Source organism: Synechococcus sp. CCAP 1479/9, assembly GCF_019038535.1.
Taxonomy (GTDB): domain Bacteria; phylum Cyanobacteriota; class Cyanobacteriia; order PCC-6307; family Cyanobiaceae; genus Cyanobium.
On sequence record NZ_JAFKRK010000033.1, the window covers coordinates 1 to 23,320 of the forward strand.

At 70.9% G+C, this 23,320-nt stretch carries 27 protein-coding genes; 19 read left to right on the forward strand and 8 right to left on the reverse strand.

Going from position 1 to position 23,320, the window contains the following annotated elements; genetic code table 11:
- The 7 genes from csoS1 to cbbX all read left to right on the forward strand — a co-directional run.
- Positions 1-340: alpha-carboxysome major shell protein CsoS1 (gene csoS1 / locus KUG38_RS13625; protein WP_286196038.1), on the forward strand; the 340-nt coding region annotated here is incomplete at its 5' end.
- Between the two features lie 5 nt (positions 341-345).
- Positions 346-813 carry a ferritin-like domain-containing protein gene (locus KUG38_RS13630; protein ID WP_216922556.1) on the forward strand — a complete coding sequence of 156 codons (468 nt, stop codon included), beginning with the start codon at positions 346-348 and terminating at the stop codon, positions 811-813.
- Between the two features lie 15 nt (positions 814-828).
- A complete protein-coding gene (locus KUG38_RS13635; protein ID WP_216922558.1) occupies positions 829-2,673 on the forward strand; it encodes an NAD(P)H-quinone oxidoreductase subunit F in 1,845 nt (614 codons plus the stop codon).
- 7 nt (positions 2,674-2,680) lie between these two features.
- Entirely contained in the window at positions 2,681-4,213 is a 1,533-nt protein-coding gene (locus KUG38_RS13640) for an NADH-quinone oxidoreductase subunit M (RefSeq protein ID WP_216922560.1), read from the forward strand.
- On the forward strand, positions 4,210-5,370 hold the full coding sequence (locus KUG38_RS13645) for a CO2 hydration protein (RefSeq protein ID WP_216922562.1): 1,161 nt from the start codon (positions 4,210-4,212) through the stop codon (positions 5,368-5,370). Before KUG38_RS13640 ends, KUG38_RS13645 begins: the two co-directional genes overlap by 4 nt.
- A gap of 15 nt (positions 5,371-5,385) precedes the next feature.
- Positions 5,386-5,631: a 4a-hydroxytetrahydrobiopterin dehydratase gene (locus KUG38_RS13650; RefSeq protein WP_216922565.1), complete on the forward strand. Its 246-nt coding sequence runs from the start codon at positions 5,386-5,388 to the stop codon at positions 5,629-5,631.
- Positions 5,618-6,586 (forward strand): CbbX protein, encoded by a 969-nt coding sequence (gene cbbX / locus KUG38_RS13655; RefSeq protein WP_286196039.1) that lies wholly within the window; start codon positions 5,618-5,620, stop codon positions 6,584-6,586. The genes KUG38_RS13650 and cbbX overlap by 14 nt, the downstream gene beginning before the upstream one ends.
- A gap of 3 nt (positions 6,587-6,589) precedes the next feature.
- Here the strand turns inward: cbbX and dnaA are convergent, their stop codons facing one another.
- A complete protein-coding gene (gene dnaA / locus KUG38_RS13660; RefSeq protein ID WP_216922688.1) occupies positions 6,590-8,026 on the reverse strand; it encodes a chromosomal replication initiator protein DnaA in 1,437 nt (478 codons plus the stop codon).
- 88 nt (positions 8,027-8,114) lie between these two features.
- Here dnaA and KUG38_RS13665 point away from each other — a divergent pair, with 88 nt between their 5' ends.
- The 3 genes from KUG38_RS13665 to KUG38_RS13675 are packed head-to-tail and all read left to right on the forward strand — an operon-like array spanning position 8,115 to position 10,623.
- Positions 8,115-9,242, forward strand: coding sequence for a trypsin-like peptidase domain-containing protein (locus KUG38_RS13665; RefSeq protein ID WP_216922567.1), 1,128 nt, complete (start codon positions 8,115-8,117; stop codon positions 9,240-9,242).
- Positions 9,239-9,904: a TIGR04282 family arsenosugar biosynthesis glycosyltransferase gene (locus KUG38_RS13670; RefSeq protein ID WP_216922569.1), complete on the forward strand. Its 666-nt coding sequence runs from the start codon at positions 9,239-9,241 to the stop codon at positions 9,902-9,904. Before KUG38_RS13665 ends, KUG38_RS13670 begins: the two co-directional genes overlap by 4 nt.
- Positions 9,901-10,623 (forward strand): TIGR04283 family arsenosugar biosynthesis glycosyltransferase, encoded by a 723-nt coding sequence (locus tag KUG38_RS13675; protein ID WP_216922571.1) that lies wholly within the window; start codon positions 9,901-9,903, stop codon positions 10,621-10,623. The genes KUG38_RS13670 and KUG38_RS13675 overlap by 4 nt, the downstream gene beginning before the upstream one ends.
- Here the strand turns inward: KUG38_RS13675 and KUG38_RS13680 are convergent.
- Positions 10,590-11,060, reverse strand: a complete 471-nt coding sequence (locus tag KUG38_RS13680; RefSeq protein ID WP_216922689.1) for a GNAT family N-acetyltransferase — start codon at positions 11,058-11,060, stop codon at positions 10,590-10,592. The two genes, KUG38_RS13675 and KUG38_RS13680, sit on opposite strands and share 34 nt — an antisense overlap.
- Positions 11,061-11,208: 148 nt before the next feature.
- Here KUG38_RS13680 and KUG38_RS13685 point away from each other — a divergent pair, with 148 nt between their 5' ends.
- Positions 11,209-12,000, forward strand: coding sequence for an alpha/beta fold hydrolase (locus KUG38_RS13685; protein WP_216922573.1), 792 nt, complete (start codon positions 11,209-11,211; stop codon positions 11,998-12,000).
- Here KUG38_RS13685 and KUG38_RS13690 read toward each other — a convergent pair.
- Both KUG38_RS13690 and hisG read right to left on the reverse strand, forming a co-directional pair.
- Positions 11,952-13,766, reverse strand: coding sequence for an ABC transporter ATP-binding protein (locus KUG38_RS13690; RefSeq protein ID WP_216922575.1), 1,815 nt, complete (start codon positions 13,764-13,766; stop codon positions 11,952-11,954). The genes KUG38_RS13685 and KUG38_RS13690 overlap by 49 nt on opposite strands.
- Positions 13,763-14,431 carry an ATP phosphoribosyltransferase gene (gene hisG, locus KUG38_RS13695; RefSeq protein ID WP_094584890.1) on the reverse strand — a complete coding sequence of 223 codons (669 nt, stop codon included), beginning with the start codon at positions 14,429-14,431 and terminating at the stop codon, positions 13,763-13,765. Before hisG ends, KUG38_RS13690 begins: the two co-directional genes overlap by 4 nt.
- A 29-nt stretch (positions 14,432-14,460) precedes the next feature.
- Here hisG and gloB point away from each other — a divergent pair, with 29 nt between their 5' ends.
- From gloB to KUG38_RS13715, 4 genes are all read left to right on the forward strand, one after another.
- Positions 14,461-15,219, forward strand: a complete 759-nt coding sequence (gloB, locus tag KUG38_RS13700; RefSeq protein ID WP_216922577.1) for a hydroxyacylglutathione hydrolase — start codon at positions 14,461-14,463, stop codon at positions 15,217-15,219.
- 102 nt (positions 15,220-15,321) lie between these two features.
- Positions 15,322-15,690 carry an STAS domain-containing protein gene (locus KUG38_RS13705; RefSeq protein WP_216922578.1) on the forward strand — a complete coding sequence of 123 codons (369 nt, stop codon included), beginning with the start codon at positions 15,322-15,324 and terminating at the stop codon, positions 15,688-15,690.
- A 10-nt stretch (positions 15,691-15,700) separates the two neighbouring features.
- A complete protein-coding gene (locus KUG38_RS13710; protein WP_216922580.1) occupies positions 15,701-16,174 on the forward strand; it encodes an ATP-binding protein in 474 nt (157 codons plus the stop codon).
- A 5-nt stretch (positions 16,175-16,179) separates the two neighbouring features.
- The gene (locus KUG38_RS13715) at positions 16,180-17,427 is read left to right on the forward strand and encodes a PP2C family protein-serine/threonine phosphatase (protein WP_216922582.1); all 1,248 of its coding nucleotides are present in this window, start codon (positions 16,180-16,182) and stop codon (positions 17,425-17,427) included.
- On the opposite strand, the gene KUG38_RS13720 is transcribed toward KUG38_RS13715, so the two are convergent.
- Positions 17,411-18,607, reverse strand: coding sequence for an ABC transporter ATP-binding protein (locus KUG38_RS13720; RefSeq protein WP_286196040.1), 1,197 nt, complete (start codon positions 18,605-18,607; stop codon positions 17,411-17,413). The genes KUG38_RS13715 and KUG38_RS13720 overlap by 17 nt on opposite strands.
- A 29-nt stretch (positions 18,608-18,636) precedes the next feature.
- Between KUG38_RS13720 and KUG38_RS13725 the strand changes: the two genes are divergently transcribed.
- From KUG38_RS13725 to KUG38_RS13735, 3 genes are all read left to right on the forward strand, one after another.
- Entirely contained in the window at positions 18,637-19,065 is a 429-nt protein-coding gene (locus KUG38_RS13725; RefSeq protein WP_286196041.1) for a Rid family detoxifying hydrolase, read from the forward strand.
- 68 nt (positions 19,066-19,133) lie between these two features.
- The gene (locus KUG38_RS13730) at positions 19,134-19,409 is read left to right on the forward strand and encodes a cell division protein SepF (RefSeq protein ID WP_216915716.1); all 276 of its coding nucleotides are present in this window, start codon (positions 19,134-19,136) and stop codon (positions 19,407-19,409) included.
- Positions 19,410-19,499: 90 nt separating this feature from the next.
- Positions 19,500-20,054, forward strand: a complete 555-nt coding sequence (locus KUG38_RS13735) for a L,D-transpeptidase (RefSeq protein ID WP_216922588.1) — start codon at positions 19,500-19,502, stop codon at positions 20,052-20,054.
- Positions 20,055-20,056: 2 nt separating this feature from the next.
- Here KUG38_RS13735 and KUG38_RS13740 read toward each other — a convergent pair whose 3' ends face one another.
- From KUG38_RS13740 to KUG38_RS13750, 3 genes are read right to left on the reverse strand one after another with little or no spacing between them, the layout of a single operon-like run.
- A complete protein-coding gene (locus KUG38_RS13740; RefSeq protein ID WP_094584757.1) occupies positions 20,057-20,287 on the reverse strand; it encodes a hypothetical protein in 231 nt (76 codons plus the stop codon).
- The gene (locus KUG38_RS13745; protein ID WP_216922590.1) at positions 20,284-20,544 is read right to left on the reverse strand and encodes a TIGR02450 family Trp-rich protein; all 261 of its coding nucleotides are present in this window, start codon (positions 20,542-20,544) and stop codon (positions 20,284-20,286) included. Before KUG38_RS13745 ends, KUG38_RS13740 begins: the two co-directional genes overlap by 4 nt.
- A 24-nt stretch (positions 20,545-20,568) precedes the next feature.
- Positions 20,569-21,396, reverse strand: coding sequence for a fumarylacetoacetate hydrolase family protein (locus KUG38_RS13750; protein WP_216922592.1), 828 nt, complete (start codon positions 21,394-21,396; stop codon positions 20,569-20,571).
- Between the two features lie 130 nt (positions 21,397-21,526).
- On the opposite strand from KUG38_RS13750, the gene KUG38_RS13755 reads away from it, so the two are divergent.
- Entirely contained in the window at positions 21,527-23,257 is a 1,731-nt protein-coding gene (locus tag KUG38_RS13755) for an NAD-dependent malic enzyme (RefSeq protein WP_216922594.1), read from the forward strand.
- Positions 23,258-23,320: the final 63 nt, after the last annotated feature.

A 23,320-nucleotide genomic window follows, 5' to 3' on the forward strand; every position in this document is an offset into this window, starting at 1 on the left:
CACCAAGACCCCCACTCCCCGTACCTCCCCCATGGCCCCCACCATCCACGGCATCGCCCTCGGTCTGATCGAAACTCGGGGCCTGGTGCCGGCGATCGAGGCGGCTGACGCCATGACCAAGGCCGCGGAAGTCACCCTGATCGCCCGCGAATTCGTCGGCGGCGGCTACGTCACCGTGATGGTCCGTGGCGAGACCGGCGCCGTGAACGCCGCCGTGCGGGCCGGCGCCGATGCCTGCGAGCGGGTCGGCGACGGCCTGGTGGCGGCCCACATCATCGCCCGTCCCCACAGCGAGGTGGAGCCGGCCCTGGCAGCCTCCGGCGTCGGCCGCAGGGGCTGATCCCCATGGACGCCGCCCATCCGCGCGTCCTCGGCTACCTGGGCCGCGCGTTGAGTCTGGAGCTGTCCGCCGTGCAGCAGTACATGACCCAGGCCTCCCTCGTGGAGCTCTGGGGCGACACCGCCGCCGCCGAACGGTTCCGCCAGGAGACCGTGGAGGAGCTGCGGCACGCCGAACGGCTGGTGCAGCGCATGCTGCAGCTGGGAGTAGCCCCCGCCGCCTCCCAGCTGCGGCCGGTCGCCCACGCCGCCGACCTGGAGGGTCTGCTGCGGCTGAATGCGGTGCTCGAACAGGACCTGATCCAGCACTACGGCGAAGCGATGCGTTTCTGCCTGCTGATCGGCGATGGCAACAATGCGTCCTTCTTCCGTGCCCTGCGGGACGAGGAACAGCAGCATGGGGAAGATCTGGCCGCCTGGCTCGGCAGCCATGCCACCGTCCCGTCCAGGGCCCTGGAACGGGCCACCTTCTGAGGTCCCTCCCCCCCCTTGCCGGACACCCTTCCCCTGTCGATCCAGCTCAGCTGGCTGATTCCCCTCTACGGGTTCAGCGGCATGCTGCTGTCGCTGCCCTGGGCGGCGGGCTGGGTCAAGCGCAACGGCCCCCGTCCGGCCGCCTACCTGAATCTCCTTGTCACCCTGCTGGCGGTGCTGCACGGCAGCCTGGTGCTGCGCGCCGTGCTGGCCCTCGGGCCCCAGCACCTCGACATCGCCTGGTTCTCGGCGGCCGATCTGGATCTGCGCATCGGCTTCGATCTGTCCCTCACCAACCTGGCGGCCCTGGAGCTGGTGACCGGCCTGAGCCTGGTGGGCCAGGTGTTCGCCCTCGGCTACCTCGACAAGGAGTGGTCCCTGGCCCGCTTCTACGCCCTGGTGGGCTTCTTCGAGGGGGCCATGGCCGGGGTGGTGCTGAGCAGCAACCTGTTCATGAGCTACTTCCTGCTGGAGATGCTCACCCTCTCCACCTATCTGCTGGTGGGTTTCTGGTACGCCCAGCCCCTGGTGGTGACCGCCGCCCGCGATGCCTTCCTGACCAAGCGGGTGGGGGATGTGCTGCTGCTGATGGGGGTGGTGACCCTGTCGGCCTGGGCCGGATCGCTCGAGTTCAACGACCTCTACGCCTGGTCGGCCAACGAGACCCTGCCGGCCCTGGGGGCCACCCTGCTGGGCCTGGCCCTGATCGCCGGCCCGATGGGCAAGTGCGCCCAGTTCCCGATGCACCTCTGGCTGGATGAGGCGATGGAGGGTCCGAATCCGGCCTCGATCCTGCGCAATTCCGTGGTGGTGACCTGCGGTGCCGTGGTGCTGCTCAAGGTGATGCCGCTGCTGCTGATCTCGCCGGTGGCCATCGATGTGCTGCTGGCAGTGGGCACCATCAGTGCCCTCGGCGGCGCCCTGGTGGCCATCTCCCAGGTCGACCTCAAGCGGGCCTGCTCCTACTCCACCACCTCCTATCTGGGGCTGGTGTTCATCGCCATCGCCCTGCAGCAGCCCTTCATCGCCCTGCTGCTGCTCTTCTCCCATGCCCTGGCCAAGGCCGTGCTGTTCATGAGTGTCGGCAGCGTCATCGCCACCACCAACTGCCAGGACCTCACCGAACTGGGCGGCCTCGGCTCCCGCATGCCCGCCACCACCACCGGCTTCCTGGTGGGGGCCGCCGGCCTCACCGGCCTGCTTCCCCTCGGCTGCTTCTGGAGCTTCGGCCTGATGGTGGAGGGGTTGGGCTCGCGGGCCCCGTTCTTCGCCGCCGTGGTGCTGCTCACCAACGCCCTGACGGCCCTCAACCTCACCCGGGTCTACCGCCAGGTGTTCGTGGGGGCGCCCCACCCCAAGACCCGGCGGACGCCGGAGGTCAACTGGCTGATGGCCCTGCCCATGGTCACCGTCGCCGTGCTGGTGCTGGTGACGCCCCTGGTGATGGCCCGCATCGACCGGGTTCCCGGCATCGGCGCCTTCTCAACCGGCACCGCCCTGGCCCTGGTGGGCAGCGGCCTGGCCGGGCTCCTGGTCGGCAGCCTGGTCCCCCTGGACACCTTCTGGTCCCGCTCGGTGCTGCGGCCCCTGCGGGTCCTGCAGGACCTGCTGGCCTTCGACTTCTACACCGACCGCATCTACCGGGCCACGATCGTGGCCTTCGTGGCCGGCTTGGCCCGGATCACCAACGGCTTCGACCAGCTGGTGGTCAACGGCATGGTCAACCGCATCGCCGCCGTCTCGATGGGCTCGGCCGAGAGCCTCAAGCTGGGGGTGAGCGGCCGGCTGCAGACCTACGTCTTCACGGTGGTGGCCGCGATCGTGCTGCTGGTCGGCAGCCTCTCCTGGCTGGGGGGCTGACCGGACGATGCTGAGCGCCCTGCTGCTGATTCCCTTCGCCGGCGCCCTCGGCCTGCTCTGCTGGCCGGGCGAACTGGCCACCGAGCGCATCCGCCGCGCCGGCCTGGCCCTGCTGGGCCTGCAGCTGCTCTGGAGCCTGCGGGTGCTGCTGGCCTTCGACCCCGGCCAGGCGGGCCTGCAGCTGCAGGAGTCCTTCGCCTGGGTCGACAGCATCGGCCTCGACTACCGCCTGGGCGTCGATGGCCTGGCCATGCCCCTGGTGCTGGTGAACGCCGCCCTCACCCTGGTGTCGGGAATCTGCACCCGCGACCTCAGCCAGCGCCCCCGGCTCTACTTCGCCCTGTTGCTGACGATCAGCGGGGCCGTCAACGGGGCGTTCCTTTCCGAAAACCTGCTGCTGTTCTTCCTCTTCTATGAGCTGGAGCTGATTCCCCTCTGGCTGCTGATCTCCATCTGGGGCGGCGCCAACCGGGGCTACGCCGCCACCAAGTTCCTGATCTTCACGGCCGTGTCCGGGGTGCTGATCCTGGGGGCCTTCCTCGGCCTCTCCCTGTTCACCGGCCAGGCGGATTTCAGCATCAACCCCGTCACCACCGCCCAGCTGGGCATGGGCACCCAGCTGGCGCTGCTGGGGGCGCTGCTGATCGGCTTCGCCATCAAGATTCCCCTGGTGCCGTTCCACACCTGGCTGCCCGACGCCCACACCGAGGCCTCCACGCCCGTGTCGGTGCTGCTGGCGGGCGTGCTGCTGAAACTGGGCACCTACGGCCTGCTGCGCTTCTGCCTGGGGATGTTCCCCGAGGCCTGGGCCCTGCTCGCCCCCTGGCTGGCGGGCTGGGCGGCGGTGTCGGTGCTGTACGGCTCCCTGGCGGCCATCGCCCAGCGGGACATGAAGCGGATGGTGGCCTACAGCTCGGTGGGCCACATGGGCTACATCCTGCTGGCGGCGGCGGCGGCCACCCCGGTCAGCATGCTGGGGGCCGTGTTCCAGATGGTCAGCCACGGACTGATCTCCGCCCTGCTGTTCCTGCTGGTGGGCATCGTCTACCGCAAGACCCGCACCCGGGACCTGGAGGTGTTGCGCGGCCTGCTGAACCCCGAGCGGGGCCTGCCGTTCACCGGCACCCTGATGATCCTGGGGGTGATGGCCAGCGCCGGCATGCCCGGCATGGCGGGCTTCATCTCCGAATTCCTGGTGTTCCGCGGCAGCCTGGCCGCCTTCCCCGTGGCCACCCTGCTGTGCATGGTGGGCTCGGGTTTGACGGCGGTGTACTTCCTGCTGCTCGTCAACCGGGCCTTCTTCGGCCGCCTGGCGGTGACCCCACCCAGCGGCGATCCGGTGGCGGACTCCCGCCTGGAGGTGCGACTGCCGGCGGTGGCCCTGCGGGAAACCCTGCCCGCCCTGGCCCTGGCCAGCGGCGTGGTGGCCCTGGGGGTGCTGCCCTTCGGCCTGGGACGGCTCAGCGAACAGGCCACCACTGCCATGGCCCAGCTGCCGGCGATGGTGGCGGCCCTCCAGGGTGCCGGAGCGGTGTCATGAGACCGATCCCCCGCTCCCCCAAACCGCCCCTCACCTACGCCGGGGGCCGCCCCACCGGCAGCGATCTGGCGGACACCCTGCTGGCCGGACACACCCTGCTGGCCGAGTCCCCCGATCACCTGGCCCAGGTGGTGGACGTGCTGGAGAGCTACGGCGAGGTGCTGGATGCCTACAGCATCAATCTCATCTACCAGGCCGAGAAGCAGTTCCTGAACCCCTTCCCGGTGTTCCGCTTCCTCGACGGCGACCTCAGCCCGGCGAAGATCTGGCGCCACCTGCTGCACGACCGGATCAACTTCGAGTACGCGGAGTACTGCCAGAAGGCGATGCTCTGGCACGGCACCGGCGGCCTCGATGCCTATCTCGACAGCGAGGCGTTCGCCGCCAACTGCGCCGCCATCGTCGCCCGCAAGACCCGGCGCGACCCGCTGCTGGCGGCGCTCAACCCCCTCTTCCCCCAGTTCCTCACGGAACTGATCCGCTCGGCCGCCACCACCCATGCCCTGGGCCAGTTCTGGCGGGTGATGAGCGACCTGTTCCTCGATCTGGCCCGGGCCGAGCGGGACGGGCGCGTCGACTCGATCGCCGCGGTGGTGACCTTCATCAAGGAGGGCCTGGTGGCGGCGGCGGGGGCGCCGATCACCTATGCGGTGGATGTGGCCGGCACCTCCTTCTGGGTGCTTCCCCCCGAGGCCGGTCTCACCTTCCTGGGGGATGTGGCCGTGCCCTACGTGGAGGCGGTGTTCCTGCGCGGCACCCCGTTCCTGGGCACGGTGTCCTTCAACGCCCAGGCCCAGCAGATCTCCCCCGACCAGGCCAAGTTCATGTACGGCGCCCTCTACGCCGATCCGCTGCCCACCATGGGATCGGGCATCCCGCCCAGCCTGCTGATGCAGGACATGTACCGCCACCTCCCCGAACGGCTGCGCAACCGCTACCTGGCCGGCATCCGCGGCGACGGGGACATGCGGGTGAAGATCTGCATGAGTTTCCAGAAGGCGATGTTCTGCGTCACCAACGCGGCCATCGCCGGCACCTTCCCCCACCCGCTCACGAGCCAGGCGCCGGCGGAACAGGCCGCCAACCGGGCCCATGCCGCCGCCTGGGCCGCCCGCCTCTGCGTGGCCCGCACCGACTGCCTCGACGATCCGGGCTGATCTAGGGTCGGACCCATGGATCAGCCCTGGACCCGTCGGCCCCGACCCGATCGGCTTGAGCGCCGCATCGAGTTCGACGACTACGAAAGCACCCGCGTCTTCCTGGAGCGCCTGAACGGCCTCTCGGAGCAGGAGGGCCGCTTCCCCGACATCAGCTTCGGGCGCACCTACGTGAACCTCACCGTCCGCGCCGAAGCCGACGAGGACCCCATCGGCGAACCGGAGGAAACCTTCGCGCAGGCCATCGATGGTCTCCTCTGAGGGCGCCGGTTCCGACGAGGGGGATGGGGCTCCGCCGCCGGAGACAAGGCTGGTGGACCTGCGGGCGGCCTACGACGCCGCCGGCATCAAGGAGGTGCTGGACCAGCTCGACCGGGAACTGATCGGCCTGCGGCCGGTGAAGGCCAGGATCCGGGAGATCGCCGCCCTGCTGGTGATCAACCGGGCCCGCACCCAGGTGGGTCTCGACACGGCGCCCCCCAGCCTGCACATGTCGTTCACCGGCCGGCCCGGCACCGGCAAGACGACGGTGGCGGAGCGGATGTCGAAGATCCTGCACGGGCTCGGGTACGTCCGCAAGGGCCATGTGGTGACGGCCACCCGCGACGATCTGGTGGGCCAGTACATCGGTCACACCGCCCCCAAGACCAGGGAGATGCTCAAGAAGGCGATGGGCGGCGTGCTGTTCATCGACGAGGCCTACTACCTCTACCGGCCGGAGAACGAGCGGGACTATGGCGCCGAAGCGATCGAGATCCTGCTGCAGGTGATGGAGAACAACCGCAACGACCTGGTGGTGATCTTCGCCGGCTACAAGGAGCGGATGGACGTCTTCTACCAGAGCAATCCGGGCCTCTCCTCGCGGGTGGCCAACCACATCGACTTTCCCGATTACACCGCCAGCGAGCTCCTGGCGATCGCCCAGCTGATCCTGGCGGCGGAGAACTACCGCTTCAGCCCAGAGGCCGCCGCCGCCTTCGCCGAGTACATCCAGCGCCGCATGCAGCTGCCCTTCTTCGCCAATGCCCGCTCGATCCGCAACGCCATCGACCGCTCCCGCATGCGCCAGGCCAACCGCCTGTTCAGCGGCATGGGCCGGGCCCTCTCCAAGACCGACCTGATGACGATCGAGGCCGAGGACATCACCGCCAGCCGGGTGTTCCACGGGGAAGTGGAGGGGCTTGATCCGGCCCGGCCCCTCACCGGAGCGGGCTGAGCCTCAGCGGCGCTGGCGGCAGGCGATCTGCAGCAGGTCGCGCACCTGCTGCACCCGCCTGGCCAGGGCGGGATCGCTGCTGAGCTTCTTCTCCACCTGCTCCACCGCGTACATCACGGTGGAGTGGTCCTTGCCGCCGAAGGCTTCGCCGATGCGCGGCAGCGACAGGTTCGTGTTCTGACGCATCAGGTACATGCCCACCTGGCGCGACTGGCTCACGGCCCGCTTGCGGCTGGGGCTGAGCATCTCCTCGATGCGCACCTCGAACACCTCGGCCACCTTCTCCAGCACCTGCTGGGGGGTGACCGCCACCTCGTTACCCACCGGATCGAGCATCGGTGCCAGCGATTCCACGGTCATCGGCAGGCCCGTGATCGAGGCAAAGGCCACCGCTCGGGTGAGGGCGCCTTCGAGTTCGCGGATGTTGGAGGTGAAGCGCCCGGCGATGTACTGGATCAGCTCCCGGGGCAGGGCCACCTGCTCGGCCTCCGCCTTCTTGTGCAGGATCGCCATCCGGGTCTCCAGATCGGGGATCTGGATGTCGGCGATCAGCCCCATCGAGAAGCGGGAGATCAGCCGCTCCTGGAGCCTGGGGATCTGGCTGGGGGGCCGGTCGCTGGCGATCACGATCTGGCGGCCCGCCTCGTGCAGGGCGTTGAAGGTGTGGAAGAACTCCTCCTGGGTGTACTCCTTGCCCTCGATGAACTGGATGTCGTCCACCAGGATCAGGTCGGCGGCCCGGTACCGGTCCCGGAAGGCCTGCATGCCGTCCTTGCGGATGGCCTGGATCAGGTCATTGGTGAAGGTCTCGGTGCTCACATAGAACACCCGCGCCTCCGGGTCGATCTCCAGCCGGTAGTGGCCGATGGCCTGCATCAGGTGGGTCTTGCCCAGCCCCACCCCACCACAGATGAACAGGGGATTGAACTCCCGGCCCGGGGCCTCGGCCACCGCCAGGGAAGCGGCATGGGCCATGCGGCTGTTGGCCCCCACCACGAAGCGGTTGAACACGTAGCGGGTGTTCAGGCCCGCCCCGGGGCGCAGGGGGCCGGGCAGGGGCCGGGCGGCGGCGGCACCGGAGGCCGCAGAGGCCTGGGGCCGCTCGGGGGCCGCGGCCGGCGGCAGCGGCGTGGGCACGCCGGCGCCGTTCTCGCCCACCAGCTCCGGGGGCGCGCCCAGGGATTCGGCATCGGGGGCCACCTCCACCTCCACCCGCACCTGCCGACCGGCGTGCTCGCTGGCCACCGCGGCGATCATCACCAGGTAGTTCTTGCGCAGCCAGCCGCAGGCGAAGCTGTTGGGGGCCTCAAGACGCAGCAGCCCGTCGGCGTAGTCGCGGCAACGGGCCTGACGGATCCAGGTCTCGTAGGTGGGCTTGCTGAGCCTGCCCTGAAGATCCTGGCTCACCCGGTGCCACAGCTGATCACCCTGCTGCACCAGGAGCCCACGACGCGATGGCCGAATATAGGCATCCCCGGCCCGGAGGTTCGTCTTTAATGAATCCTTCAGCGCCGACCGCCCACCTCCGATGGTCCAGCCCCGTTTCCTGTCACGCCTCACCCTGCTGGCGGCCATGGCAGGCCTGCTGACCTCCTGCACCGGCACCCGTCTGGCCCTGCCGGGGGTGCGCCAGCCCGAACAGCCCCCGATCAGTGATGCCTCTCCGGCACCGACGCTGCAGCCCAGCAGCTCGGTGATCGTCGATGCCGTCGAGAAGGCCGGTCCGGCGGTCGTGCGCATCGACACGGTCAAGCGCACCGTGAACCCCCTCGGGGGGATCTTCGGCCGCGGTCCGGCGATCCAGCAGCAGCAGGGCCAGGGCTCGGGCTTCATCACCCGCTCCGACGGGGTGCTGCTCACCAACGCCCACGTGGTCGAGGGCGCCAGCGAGGTGAGCGTCACCCTCCCCGATGGCCGCAGCTTCACCGGCAAGGTGCTGGGGGCCGACCCCCTCACCGACGTGGCGGTGGTGAAGGTGGTGGCCTCCAAGCTGCCGGTCGCCACCCTGGGCGACTCCAACAAGGTGCGGCCGGGGGAATGGGCGATCGCCATCGGCAACCCCCTCGGTCTCGACAACACGGTCACGGCCGGGATCATCAGCGCCATCCAGCGCACCAACGCCGTGGGTGAGGGCCAGCGCGTGCCCTACATCCAGACCGATGCGGCCGTGAACCCCGGCAACAGCGGCGGCCCCCTGATCAACGACCGGGGCCAGGTGATCGGCATCAACACCGCCATCCGCCAGGCACCGGGGGCGGGCCTGAGCTTCGCGATCCCGATCAACACGGCCCGCCAGATCGCCGCCCAGATCCTCGAGCGCGGCTACGCCAGCCACCCCTACATCGGCGTTCGCCTGCAGGCCCTGACCCCCCAGCTGGCCAAGGAGATCAACGCCACCACCAACGAGTGCCGCCTGCCGGAGGTGAACGGGGTGGTGGTGGTCGAGGTGATGGACAACAGCCCGGCGGCCCGGGGCGGCCTGAAGCCCTGCGACCTGATCGAGAAGGTCGGCGACAAGGCGGTGAAGAACGCCTCGGAGGTGCAGCTGGCCGTCGACCGGGGCAAGGTGGGCGAGCCGCTGACGATCACCGTGCAGCGCAATGGCTCCCGCCAGAACCTCACCGTTCGTCCCGCCGAACTGCCGCGCGAGGGTTGAGACCGCCGCAGGACCGGGGAACCGGGCCGCCCCAGCTGGTGATGCTGGCCCGCTGGCCGGCGCCGGGTCGCTGCAAGAGCCGTCTCGTCCCCGGCGTGGGGATGGGGCGGGCGGCCGCGATCCAGGCCCGCCTCACCCAGCACGGGCTGGCCGCCGCCGCCGAAGCCCGCCGGGGGATGGCCGCGGCCGGCGGCGATGGACGCCCCGGGACCGGGCTGCGGCTGGTGCTGGCGACCAGTGGCCTGGGCCCCGGGGCCGCGGGCCGCTGGGGGCGCCGGCTCGGTGTCGACCGGGTGGTGGACCAGGGACCCGGCAGCCTCGGCCTGCGGATGCAGCGCCAGATGCGGCGCGGCTGGCGGGAGGGGGCCGCCGCGGTGGTGCTGATCGGCAGCGACCTGCCGGAGCTGGCGGCCGACGACCTGCTGGCCGCGTTCCAGGCGCTCGAGCACAACGACCTGGTGCTGGGTCCCGCCGGCGACGGGGGCTACTGGCTGGTCGGCCGGCGCCGGGCGACGCCCCAGGTGTTCAGCGGCATCGACTGGGGCAGCGACCGGGTGCTGGCGCAGACCCTCCAGCTGGCCCGGAGGGCGGGCCTGGGCACGGCCCTGCTGGCGGAGCGTCACGATCTCGACCGTCCCGCTGACCTGGACCGCTGGCGATGAGCCCGCCCCTGAGCGTGGTGATCGCCGCCCGTGATGAGGCCGAGGGCCTGCCGGGACTGCTCGCCGACCTGGCCACGGCGCCCGCCCTGGTCCGGGAGGTGCTGGTGGTGGATGGCGGCAGCACCGATGCCACCCCGCGGCTGGCCGCCCTGGCCGGCGCCATGGTGCTGCACCAGGGCGGTGGCCGCGGCGGCCAGCTGGCCGCCGGGGTGGCCGGCAGCACGGCCCCATGGCTGCTGCTGCTCCATGCGGACGTGCGCCTGCCGCCGGGATGGGCCGAGGCCCTGGCCGCCGCAATCGGCGGCGGTGCGTCCACCGCCTGGGCCTTCCGGCTGCGCATCGCCGGCAACGATCCGGCCCTGCGCCTGGTGGAATTGGCGGTGGCGCTGCGCAGCCGCTGGCGCCAGCTGCCCTATGGCGACCAGGGGCTGCTGCTGGCCCGACGCCTGCACGATGCCGCCGGCGGGATCGCCCCGCTGCCCCTGATGGAGGACCTGGAGTTCGTGCAGCGGCTGCGGCCCCTGGCCCGGATTGGCCTCCTGGCGCCGGCCCTGCGGGTCAACGGCCGGCGCTGGCGCCGGCTGGGGGTGTGGCAGACGATGCTGGCCAATGCCCGCCTGCGCCGCGACTGGCGCCGCGGCACCCCGGTGGAGCAGCTGGCCGCCCGCTACTACGGGGCTGCCCCTCAGGGGGCATACCAGAAGGCGCAGCGGCGCTGAAGCGGCTCCAGCTCCCAGCCCTGAGCGGCATAGAAGCCCACCACGTCGGGGTCGGCGAACAGGCTCACCCGGTCGACGCCCATGGCCCGCAGCTGTTCGAGCACGTAGTCCATCAGCTCTTTGCCCAGCCCGGCTCCCTGGTAGCGGGGATGGACCGCCACATCCCAGACGGTGGCCTCCACCACCCCGTCACCGGTGCAGCGGGCGAAGCCCACCAGCCGCGGCAGGCGGGCATCATGGCGCCAGAGCCCCACCTGGAGCAGGCTGTGCTGGAGGGCCTTGCGCACGCGCCGCAGCGGGCGGCGGCTCCAGCCCACGGCGTCACAGAGCGCCTCCAGCTCGATCAGGTCGATCGGCCGGGCCTGGCTGAGCACCAGCTCCAGGCTGGGGTTGGGGCAGGCGCAGAGGCGGTGGCCGGGCCCGTAGAGGTCGGTCATCAGCGGAAGGGTCCCGGGCACGGCGAGAGGGCTACGCGTTCTGAAGATCCTGACGGATGCCGGCCGGACTGCGGCAGGGTGGGGGATTGACGCGGCCATCGTCCTGAGCGTCCCCTCCACCGGCTCCGATCGGACCCAGGCTGCTGCGGTGACGCCTGGTTCGCCCCTGCTGGTGGGCGTGCACGGCTGGCTGCTGGCGGGACGTCTCTGGCACCCGCTCCAGCGGGAACTCGCGCCCCGCTGGGCGCTGTGGTGCCCCGATCTGCCCGGATTCGGCGGCAGCGACCGGCCCCGGGGGCTGCAGGCCAGCCTGGCCAGCTACGGGCGCTGGCTGGCGGAGGCCGTCCACCGGGAAGCCGCCGGGCGGCCGGTGGTGCTCCTGGGTCACTCGCTGGGGGGCAGCGTGGCGCTGCATGCGGCGCCCCTGCTGGGGGGACAGCTGCGGGGCCTGGTGCAGATCGCGGCGGGGGGCGGTGTGTTCCAGCCCCGCCCCTTCGCCCGGGTGCGCCGCGGCGGGGCCGCCTTCCTGCGCTGGCGGCCGTCCTGGCTGGCCCGTCTGCCGGGCACGGAGGCGATCCGCAGTCCGCTGCTGGCCGACGGCCGCGCCGCCCAGGGGCTGCTGGCCTGCAGCACCAACCGGGGCGCCGTGCGTCAGCTGCCCAGGCTGGCCGCCGCCCTCACGGTGCCCAGCCTCTGGCTCGCCGGCAGCCGCGACCAGGTGATGGAGCCCCGCTACGTGCGCCACCTGGCCGGCTACAGCCCCGACCACCAGCTGGCGATCCTTCCCGGGCTGGGCCACCTGCCGATGGTCGAGAAGCCCCGCGAGCTGGCGGCCCTGATCGACGCCTGGCTGGCGGACGACCTGGGCCTGTCGTCCCAGCCGCCCGGGCCTCAGAGCGTGGCCAGTCCCTTCTCCTGCAGCTCCGCCAGCTGGGCATAGAGCCCGCCGACGGCCCGGAGCTCGCGGTGGTTGCCCTCCTCGATCAGGCGGCCGCGGCGCAGCACCAGGATCCGGTCGGCGGCCTCGACGGTGGCCAGGCGGTGGGCGATGACGATGGCGGTGCGGCCGCTGAGCAGGGTGTCGAGGTCCCGCTGCAGGGTGGCCTCGGTGGAGGGATCCATGAAGGCCGTGGCCTCGTCCATCACCAGCACCGACGGGTCGCGGATCGCCACCCGCGCCACCGCCAGCAACTGACGCTCGCCGGAGGAGAGGTTGCCGCCCCGCTCCCGCAGCTCCGAGGCCAGCCCATCCCCAAGCCTGGCCAGCAGGGGGCCGAGGCCGAGGTCGCTGCAGAGGCGCTCCAGATCCGCATCGCTGATGGCCGCATCGAGGCGCAGATTCTCCGCCACGTTGCCGCTGAAAAGGAACGTGTCCTGCAGCACCACCCCCAGGCGACGGCGCAGGGTGGCGATCGGCAGCTCGCGGATGTCGACGCCGTCGAGGCGGATGGTTCCCTGCTGGGGTTCGTAGAGACGGCAGAGCAGGCGGATCACGGTGGTCTTGCCGGATCCGGTGGGCCCGACGATCGCCACGTGCTCGCCGGGGGCGATGCGGAAGGAGAGATCGGTGAGGATCGGGTCGTCGGGGCGGTAGGCGAAGGAGACGTTCTCGAACTCCACCTCGCCTGGGCTGAACCGTTCCGCCCCCGACACCATGGCGGCGGCGCTGCGCTGGCTGGTGGGCAGATCGGCGATCTCGATCGGCTGCTCCAGCAGCTCGCCGATGCGCTCCACCGCCGTGAGGCCCCCCTGGATCTGGGTGAAGCGCTCCGCCAGCTGGCGCAGGGGGTCGAACACCCGCTGGGAGAAGAGGATGAAGGTGGTCAGGGTGCCCAGGCCCATCGCACCGCCGGTGACCATGGCACCGCCCAGGGCCAGCACCATCGCGACGGCCGCCAGGGCCACCCACTCGATGAAGGCGGAGATGGCGCTGTCGTAGAAGATCGTGCCGGTCACCGCCCGGCGGTAGGCGTCGGTGGTGTGGGAGAAGCGCTGGCCGTTGACGGCCTCGCGGCGGAACATCTGCACCACCTCCAGACCCTGGAGGTTCTCCTGCAGGTCGGCGTTGAGCTGGCCCAGCTCCTCCCGCACCCGGTAATTGGCCTTGCGGTAGCGGCCCTGCAGCCAGAGCACACCGAGGGTGACGGGCACCTGGCTGACGAGCAGCAGCAGTCCCAGGCGCCACTCAATGGAGAGCATGGTGAGGCCGATCACCAGCAGGGTGACCAGATCGGAGAGCACCCCCACCGCGCCGCTGCCGAACACCTCGGCCAGGGCATCGACGTCGCTGGTGAGGCGGGTGAGCAGCTTGCCCACCGGCGTGCGGTCGTGGAAGCGCAGCGACAGGGCCATCGCATGGCGGAAGAGGTCGTCGCGGATGCGCGCCGTGAGACGCTGGCCCACCACCTGCACGTTGTAGGTCTGGGTGCCCTGGAGGGAGAGCCGCAGCAGCACCGCCGCCAGCAGCATCGCCACCAGCAGCATCGCCACCAGCACCCGCAGGGCCGTCGGCACCGACAGGGGGGTCAGCCAGGGCAGCACCTCCTCGCCCCGGAGCTTGGAGATCACCTGGCCCACCAGCAGCGGCTGCACGGAGGCCGCCAGGGCCAGGGGAATCAGCAGCAGCAGGGACAGCAGCAGCCGCTTTCGATCCCGGCCCAGGTAGGGCAGCAGGCGCCGCAGTCGCTGGCCATCGAGGCTGCTCATCGGGCCGGCACCTGGGCGGCAGCGACACGCTCCACCAGGCCCTGGAGGGTGCCGTCGTCGAGCCGCAGGGCCAGGGGGTGACCGATCAGCCGGGCCGTGCTGCTGAACAGGTCCTCGATCGCCACCAGGCCGTTGTCCCGCAGGGTGCGGCCGGTGGCCACCAGATCGACGATCGCCTCGGACATCCCCGTGATCGGCCCGAGCTCCACCGAGCCGGTGAGATGGATCAGCTCCACCGGCAGATCCAGCTGCTCGAAGAAGGCTTCGGCGCAGCGGGTGAACTTGCTCGCCACCCTGCAGTGGGCTGGCAGGTCGGCGGCCCGGCGGTAACCGCTGCTCGCCTTCACCGCCACCGCCATGCGGCAGCCGCCGAACCCCAGATCCACCAGCTGGGCCACCGGCAGCTGGTGCTCCCGCAGCACGTCGTACCCCACCACCCCGAGCTGGGCCTGGCCGTAGGCCACATAGACGGGCACATCGGCGTTGCGCACCAGCAGGGCCCGGGCGGTGCCACAGCGGCTGGGCACCATCAGCAGGCGGTTGTCCTCCTCCAGCAGGGCGGAGAAATCGAGGCCGGCCGACTGGAAGCGGCGCACCGAGTCCTTCAGCAGGGCGCCCTTGGCCAGGGCGACGGTGATCGGGGACCGCTGGTTCGCGGTGATCATGGAAGCCAGCAGCAACCTGGACTGTAACGATGCCGGATCATGCCGAAGCCGAGCACCCGGCCCCGCTGCAGGTGGAGCTGCTGCCGGTGCTGCGGGACAACTACCTGTTCGTGCTCCACGACGGCCGGCGGGCGGCGCTGGTGGATCCGGCGGTGGCGGAGCCGGCGATCGCCTGGCTGAAGCAGCGGCACCTGGAGCTGGTGGCCGTGCTGCACACCCACCACCACAGCGACCACATCGGCGGCACCCCCGCCCTGCTGCGGGAATGGCCCCGGGCCGAGGTGGTGGCGGCCCGGGACGACCGGGAGCGGATCCCCTTCCAGACCCGGGGGGTGGCGGAGGGCGATCGCTTCACCCTGCTGGGCCAGCCGGTGGAGGTCCTGGCGGTGCCGGGCCACACCCGCGCCCACATCGCCTTCCACCTGCCCCTGCAGGGGGAGCTGTTCTGCGGCGACACCCTGTTCGCCGCTGGCTGCGGCCGGCTGTTCGAAGGAACCCCCGAGCAGATGCATCGGTCCCTGCAGCGGCTGGCCGCCCTGCCGGAGACCACCCGGGTGTGGTGCGCCCATGAGTACACCGAGGCCAACCTGCACTGGGCGGCGGCACTGCGGCCCGGGGACGGGGCCATCGCCGAACGGCTGTCCGCGGTGCGGATCATCCGCTCCCAGGCCGGACCCACCATCCCCAGCAGCATCGGCGAGGAACGCCGCACCAACCTGTTCCTGCGGGCGGCGGATCCCCGGGAACTGGCCGATCTGCGCCGCAGCAAAAATGACTGGGTGGGATGAGCGGCAAAACCCAATGTGTTGTGCGACACAACCCCCTGTTTGTTCTGTCAGGTGATGGCCCTCGACAGGTAATCTCATCAGGTTGAATTTCCAGCGGACAGGATGGAAACGGCTTCAATCCGATCGGATGATGTCCTGGAGGCCGACGGTTCGACGAAGCTGCGTAGGGTTGTTCTTTCCGGCCGCCTTGACATGCTCGGCATGGAAGAGATTTCCCTGAAGCTCACCTCCCTGACCGCCATCAAACCTCTGCCGGTGATTCTTGATCTCCGGGATGTCAGTTTTCTCGCTTCCATCGGGATTCGCAGCATCATCTCCAGCGCCCGGGCCCTGGATCAGAAAGGTGGCCGCATGGTGATTCTCCTTGGCGGCAATGAGCTGGTGCAGGCGACGCTGGAGTCCACAGGGATCGATGACGTGATTCCGATGGTCTTTGATGCGGATCAGGCCGAACGGGACGTGCTGGCCTGAGACCGCTGCGATGGCGCCGCCACTGCCCGAAACCCTCAGCCTGTTGCTGCAGCCCAACCCCCTGGAACTGCGGCGCTGCTCGGATTGGCTCCAGGCCACCTGCCTGCGACTGGATGTCCCCGCCGCTTCCAGCGGCAAGCTCGACCTCTGCCTCAACGAGGTTCTGGCCAATCTCATCGAACACGGCGGGGCCAGAACGTCGAGCTGTCCGGTGCAGCTGACCCTGGAGCGGGTCGATGGCGACGAAGGTGGCGGCGAAGGTGGCGCCGACCGTAGCCTCGCCACGTTGACCATCAGCGACGCGGGTCCACCCTTCGACCCCCTGTCCTTCAGCCGCGAGCCCTTGCCCCGGACCCTTCAGGAGGCGGAGCCCGGCGGGTTGGGACTGCTCCTGGTGAATCGATTCATGGATGAATGCAGCTATCGGCGGGAGGGGGACAGGAACGTGCTTAAGCTCGGCATCCGCTGGTTGAAAAGCCCCTGATCGGCATGAGCGTTGAGCCCTCGCTCTCCCTGGACCTGTCCAAAAAAGCCTCCCTTCCCTACAAGAAAATCCCGCTGTTTCGGAATGTCAAGAGAAAGCACCTGAAGGCGGCCGTCAGCCGTTGTGAGCTGCTGCCCCTGGCTCCGGGCCATGTGCTGCTCAGCCCAGGACAAACGAACGCCGACATCTTCATCATCGTCGCCGGAACCGTCTCGGTTCATCTGGGCGCCGATGGTTATCGGGGCAAGGGGATGGCGATACCCGTTGGCCAGTGCATCGGCGAGTTCTCCGCCATCGACGGACGGCCGGCCTCGGCGCTGGTGCGTGCCGAAGATGACGCGATCGTGCTGAGGATTCCGCAGCATGTGTTCTGGTCGCACATGGTCCAGCTTCCTGGGGTCGCGCGCAACATGATGATCTCCCTGGTGGAGCGCACCAGGCTGACCAACCAGCTGACCCTGGAGGCCCAGCGGGAAGCCCTGGAGCTCTCCCATCTGCGCAAGGAACTGGACCTGGCCCGTGACCTGCAGCGAACCATGCTGCCGCCGCAGGGACGTCTGTTCGCCGAGCATCCCGACATAGAGCTCGCCAGCCTGATGGAACCGGCCACCACGGTGGCCGGAGATTTCTTCGATGCCTTCTTCGTTGACAGCAACCGACTGTTTCTCTGCATCGGCGACGTCTCCGGCCATGGTCTCGGAGCCGCCCTGTTCATGGCCCGCACGGTCGGCCTGCTCAGGGTGCTGGCCAACACGGAGTCCTCGCCGGATGCCGTCCTACAGCGACTCAACGACACCCTCAGTGAGGGCAACGAGGCGGGCCTCTTCGTGACGATGTTCTGTGGCTTTCTGGATCTGACCTCCGGCCAGTTCAGCTACTCCAACGGCGGCCATTGCCCGCCCCTGCTGCTGCACGGTGGGGAGAGCCATCCGATCCCGCTCCCCCGCGGGACCCTGCTGGGCGTGTTTCCCGGCCGGACCTACCGGAGCCAGGCCCTGCAGCTGGAACAGGGCGACCTGCTAATGATCTACACCGACGGCGTCACCGAAGCGGAGAACATCGCCGGCGAACCCTTCGGCGTCCAGGGGTGCCAGCGCCTGCTGGCGGAGACGGGCCAGGCCCCGCTCGATGCCCTGATCGATGGCCTGCGTCAGAGCCTGCGGGGCTTCACCAGCAGCAACCACCTCGAGGACGACGCCACCCTGCTGCTGCTGCGGCGCCCGCCAGCCCCCGGGGTCAGCCAGGGGAGCTGAGGCCCCCGGCGTTGCGGCCCGAGGGCAGCGTCACCAGCGGCCGGCCACCGGGGAACAGCAGCGCCGACTCGCCGGCACGGAACCGCAGCCGTCCCCGGCGGCCATGGGGGTGGTCGGCCTCCAGGGGCGCCCGCCAGCGCAGCCGCTGGTCACCGAGCTGCACCTGGTAAAGCCACTCCCGGCCCAGGAACTCCCGGCCGCTGATCCAGGCGGTTCCATCCTCCCCGGGCAGGAACTCCAGGGCCTGGGGGCGGACCATCACCTCAACGGCCTCGGATCCCCCGGAACCGTCGTACCCCCCGGAGATCGGCTCGAGCTCGCCGAGGACGGTCTGCAGCCGCCGACCGCGCCAGGTGGCCGGCAACAGGTTGGACTGGAGCACGAACTGGCCGACAAAGGCGGTGGCGGGCTGGTCGACCAGCTCCCGCGGCGGGGCGCACTGGTGCAGCACCCCGTCGCGGAGCACGCCCACCCGGTCGCAGATCGCCAGCGCCTCCTCCGGATCGTGGGTCACCATCAGGCCGCTGGCACCACAGCGGGCCAGCACGGCCGGAAGTTCGCTGCGCAGCCGCAGCCGCACCTCCACATCCAGGTTGGAGAAGGGCTCATCGAGCAGCACCACCGAGGGGGACGGCGCCAGGGCGCGGGCCATGGCCAGGCGCTGGCGCTGGCCGCCGGAGAGCTCGTGGGGGTAGCGACGCTCCAGGCCGCCCAGACCCAGCAGATCAAGCAGCCAGGCCACCCGGGCGGTGTCCTGGCCGCGGCGCAGGCCGAAACAGGCGTTGCGCCAGGCATCGAGATGGGGGAAGAGGGCATCGTCCTGGAAGACCATGCCGACGCCCCGCCGCTCGGGGGGCAACAGGCGATCCGGGCCCGCCACCGTCTGGCCGCCGATGCGGATGGTGCCGCGGCCGGGGCGCTCGAAGCCGGCGATCAGGCGCAGCAGGGTGGTCTTGCCGCAACCGGAGGGCCCCAGCAGCCCCACCAGCTCGCCGGCCCCGAGGACCAGGTCGATCCCCTGGAGGGTCCAGGTGGAGACGTCGCGGCCCGGGTAGCGGTACCAGAGGTCCTCAATGCGGACGTGGGCGCCGGGGCCGGTGACATCCCCGGGGGTGAGGGCCGTGGCGGCGGCGGTGGACGGCGTGACGATGGTCGTGACGATGGTGTTGGAGTAGGCCATAAGATCCCTGTCCCGCATTTTTACCCGTCATGAGTTCCAGCGCTGGCGGAGGTGACCAAAGGCACAGCCCCTTGTCTCATCCGGTCAACACCCCGGAGGCCCCCGCGCCGGTAGGTCCCTACAACCAGGCCGTGCTCGCCGGCGGGGTTCTCTACTGCTCCGGCCAGATCGCCCTTGACCCGGTCAGCGGGGTGCTGGTGGGGGATGGCGACGTGGAGGCCGAGACCCGCCAGGTGCTGAGCAATCTCCAGGCGGTGCTGGCGGCCGCCGGCTGCGGTCCGGATCAGGTGGTGCGCACCACGGTGTATCTGGTCGACCTCGGCGACTTCGCCCGGGTGAACGCCCTCTACGCCGGTCTCTTCAGCGAGGGGGTCGCACCGGCCCGCGCCTGCGTCCAGGTGGCGGCCCTGCCCAAGGGCGCCCGGGTGGAGATCGACGCCATCGCCCTGGTCGCCTGAGCCGGTTCTCACCGGAGGCTCACGCTCTGCCGCTGGCTGGCGGGGACGGACTGAGGCAACCTGGAGCGATGGAAACCCCCTTCGGCACCTGGTTTCACGAGGTGGTGGTGATGACACCGGGCCGCTTTGAGGAGGCCGTGGAGGCGGTGCTGGCGGTGCAGCAGTTCAAGACCGTTGTGCTGCACCTCAGTGCCATGGCGCCGGAGGAGGCCCAGCGCACCATCGATTTCGTCTCCGGCGGCGTCTTCGCCCTGGACGGTCAGTCGGAGCGGCTGGGGGACACGGTGTTCCTGTTCGCGCCGGCCCTGGTGACGATCAGCCGGGACCAGGACGAACGGGCCTGAACCTTCGCGGTGCGTCTTCGAGGGCTGGCTGCCCCGCCCTTGTGGCGCCCGTGCCGGGGCAGTAACACGGGCGCTGGTCCCGTGCTGTCCATGACGCGTTCCACCGGCCAGGCCCCGCTGGTCCTCGCCTGGGCCCTGGGCCTGGTGCTGGCCGCTCCCGCCCCCTCGGCCCAGGCCACCCAGGCCGCCCAGGCGGTGGCGGCCGGTGGCGGCCGGATGGTGCTGGTGCGTACCAACCGCCAGTTGCCCGTCACCGGCGATCCGATCTGGGAACTGCAGCTGCTGCTCCCGGGCCAGCCGGCGCGGGCCTACGAGGCCCTGGTGGGCCGGGTGCGGCGCCAGGGGGGCGACCGCGACCGGCTCGGCAGCAAGGCCCCATTGCCGCGGGGACGCTATGCCGTCACCGAGATCACGCCCGTCGCGCCCACCGATGATGTGGAGCTCGGCCGTTTCCTCTGGATCGGGCTGGAGCCCGCCTTTCCCACCGCCCGCCGGGGCCTGGGGATCCACCACGACCCCAGCGCCGGCCGGGGGCGGAGCAGCGGCACCGACGGCTGCATCGGGCTGATCCACGGCAACGACCTGCTGGTGCTCGGCGATCTGCTGCGCCGCAGCGGCACCACGGAGCTGGTGGTGAAGGACTGAGCTCAGGCGCGACCGGCCAGGGCCTCCTTCAGCCGCGGCTCCAGGTCCCGCCGCTGGGCCGGGTCCCCCACCAGCATCAGGGTGCCGGTGCCGGGCCACCAGTTGAGGCGCAGGTTCGATTCGCCGTCCTCGATGACGAGCATCTCGAAGGCCCCTTCGTGGACCCAGTGACCGAAACAGCCGAGGCCCTCGACCAGCGACTGAAGTTCCTCCAGGGTTCCGTTGAAGGTCACAGGTCCACGGTGGAGTTGTCGAAGTTTACGGGCAGTTCCTCTTCGCGAGGCAGGCGCTGCCAGCCCGGCAGCCAGGCGGCGCGGTCGCGGAGCTCGCCCGTGGGCACCAGCAGCCGGAAGCCGGGGTCGAGCACCGCCTGGAGCTCCACGGTGCGCTCCCGGCCCCGGCCCCGCTGGCCCAGCACGGCGAAGTGGCGATAGCCGCCGCAGCCGGCGGCCCTGGCGGGCTGGCAGGTCCAGGCGGCGGACAGCTTCATGGGGCGCGACACGGGGAACGACCCTCAGCGGGCCTGCTCTGGGGTGGACTCCTCCAGCACCGGATTGCGCAGCACACCGATGCCTTGGATCTCCACCTCGACCGTATCGCCGCGGCGCAGCCAGCGGGGCGGATCGGCCGCCATGCCGACACCACTCGGGGTGCCGGTGAGGATCACGCTGCCGGCCGCCAGGGTGGTGCTGGCGCTCAGGAATTCGATGATCTCCGCCACCGTGAAGATCATGTCGGCGGTGCTGGCCGCCTGCACCGTTTCGCCGTTGAGGCGGGTCTCCAGAGTGAGGGCCTGGGGATCGGGGATCGTCGCGGCGGTCACCAGGCAGGGGCCCAGGGGGGCGAAGCTGTCGAAGCTCTTGCCGCGGCACCACTGGCCGCCGCCGAGCTGGGGCTGCTTCTGCCAGTCGCGGGCGCTGACGTCGTTGGCGCAGGTGTAGCCCAGCACCACCCCCAGGGCCTCGGAGCGGGGCACGTTGCGGCAGGTGCGGCCGATCACCACCGCCAGCTCCCCCTCGTAATCCACCTGGTGGCTGGCCAAGGTGGTGGGCAGGGTGATCGGCGCCTCCGGATGCTGCACCGCCCCCGGCACCTTCATGAACAGCACCGGCCAGGTGGGGATCGTGGCGCCGGTCTCGGCGGCATGGCGGCGGTAGTTGAGGCCGATGCAGAGGATGGCGCGCGGCTCCAGGGGGGCCAGGATCCTGCGGGCCGCGGCCGGCTCGCCCGTGGGCTCAAGGGCGCCGAACAGATCGCCCGCCAGGCGCTCCAGGCTGCCGTCGGGATGGCGGCAGCCGAGGTGGATGGCGCCGGCTGGATCCTCGTAGCGCACGATCTTCATGGGGGCTTCGCGGGGGGCTGAACGGAGGACCTGCCGATGGGCTGCCGGCAGGCTGGGAGGCGCCTGCGGCGAACACTCTCGCCCGGCAGCCCGTGGATGATGGGGGCACCAGCGGAACCAGGAGCACGCCGTGGTCGCCGAACCCCGTCGCCAGCGGAGCACCACCCTCCGGGGCGCCGAGCTGCTCAATGATCCGCTGCTCAACAAGGGCACCGCCTTCAGCCGGGAGGAGCGGCGGGCGCTCGGGCTGGAGGCCCTGCTGCCCTGGCAGGTGGAGACGATCGAGGCCCAGGTGGAGCGCTGCCGGCTGGCCTTCGGCGCCATGGGCAGCGACCTGGAGCGCTACGCCTATCTCCAGACCCTGAGGGAGCGGAACGTCACCCTGTTCCACCGCTTCCTCGCCGACCACATCGAGCTGGCGATGCCGATCGTATACACCCCCACGGTGGGGCAGGCGATCCAGCACTTCAGCCACACCTACCGCAGCCCCAGCCAGGGGATCTACCTAGCGGCCACTCAGCAGGAGCGGCTCGAGGAGCTGCTGGCCCAGGCCTGCGGCGGCCCCGCCGACCAGGCTCCGGACCTGCTCCTGGTCACCGACGCCCAGGGGATCCTCGGCATCGGCGACCAGGGGGTGGGGGGCATCCAGATCTGCCAGGGGAAGCTGGCGGTGTACACCCTCTGCGCCGGGCTCGATCCGGCCCGGGGCCTGCCGGTGATGCTCGACGTGGGCACCGACCGGCCCGAACTGCTGGCCGACCCCTGCTACCCCGGCCTGCGCCGGCCCCGGCTGCAGGGGGAGGCCTACACCGCCTTCCTCGACCGTTTCATTGCCGCGGTGCAGACGGTCTGCCCCGGCGCCCTGGTGCACTGGGAGGACTTCGGCGCCGCCCACGCCCGCCCCGTGCTGGAGGCCTACCGGCACCGGGTGCCGAGCTTCAACGACGACATCCAGGGCACCAGCAGCGTGGCCGCCGCGGCGATCCTGGCCGGCCTGCGGGGCCTCGGGCGGCCGCTGGCCGACCAGCAGATCGTCATCTTCGGGGCGGGCAGCGCCGGCTGCGGCATCGCCGAGCGGCTCTGGCGCCTGCTGCAGCGCCAGGGGCTTTCGGCCGCCGAGGCCGCCGACCGCCTCTGGCTGATCGACCGCGACGGACTGATTCACGCCGGGAGTCCGGGGCTTTCCGGCGGCGCCCGGCCGTTCGCCAAGGGGCCCGAGCTGCTGGCGGCCCGGTTCGGGGCGACGGCCGCGGCCGATGGGCCGGGGCCGGGCCTGCTGGCGGTGATCGAGGCGGTGCGGCCGGGGGTGCTGATCGGCACCTCCACCGCCGCCGGGGCCTTCGATCAGGCGGTGGTGGAGGCCCTCTGCGCCGACGGCGGGCGGCCGATCGTCCTGCCCCTGTCCAATCCCACCCCCCTGGCGGAGATCACCCCGGAGAACCTGCTGCGCTGGAGCCGGGGCCAGGCCCTGGTGGCCACCGGCAGCCCCTTCCCGCCGGTGGTCTGCGCCGGCAGCGCGGGCGAGCCGATCGAACGGGTGATCGGCCAGTGCAACAACTGCTTCGTGTTCCCGGGCCTGGGCTACGGCGCCGTGGCGGTGGGCGCCACCGAGGTGAGCGACGCCATGATCGATGCCAGCATCGAGGCCCTGGCCGGGGTGATCCCGGCCGCGACCGATCCCGACGCTCCGCTGATGCCACCCCTGGCAGCCGTTCAGGCGGTGTCGCGGGCGGTGGCCGAAGCGGTGGCGATCCAGGCGGTGCGGGAGGGACTGGCCCGCCGGGCCGCCACCCCCGAGGCCGCCCTCGCACGACTGGAGGCCTGCCGCTGGAGCCCCGCGTACGCCGAACTGCAGGGCTGAGGCAGCCGCTGGGGCACGGGGATCAATAAGTCCTGTGTCACCCCCTCGCGCAGGCGCCGGCCC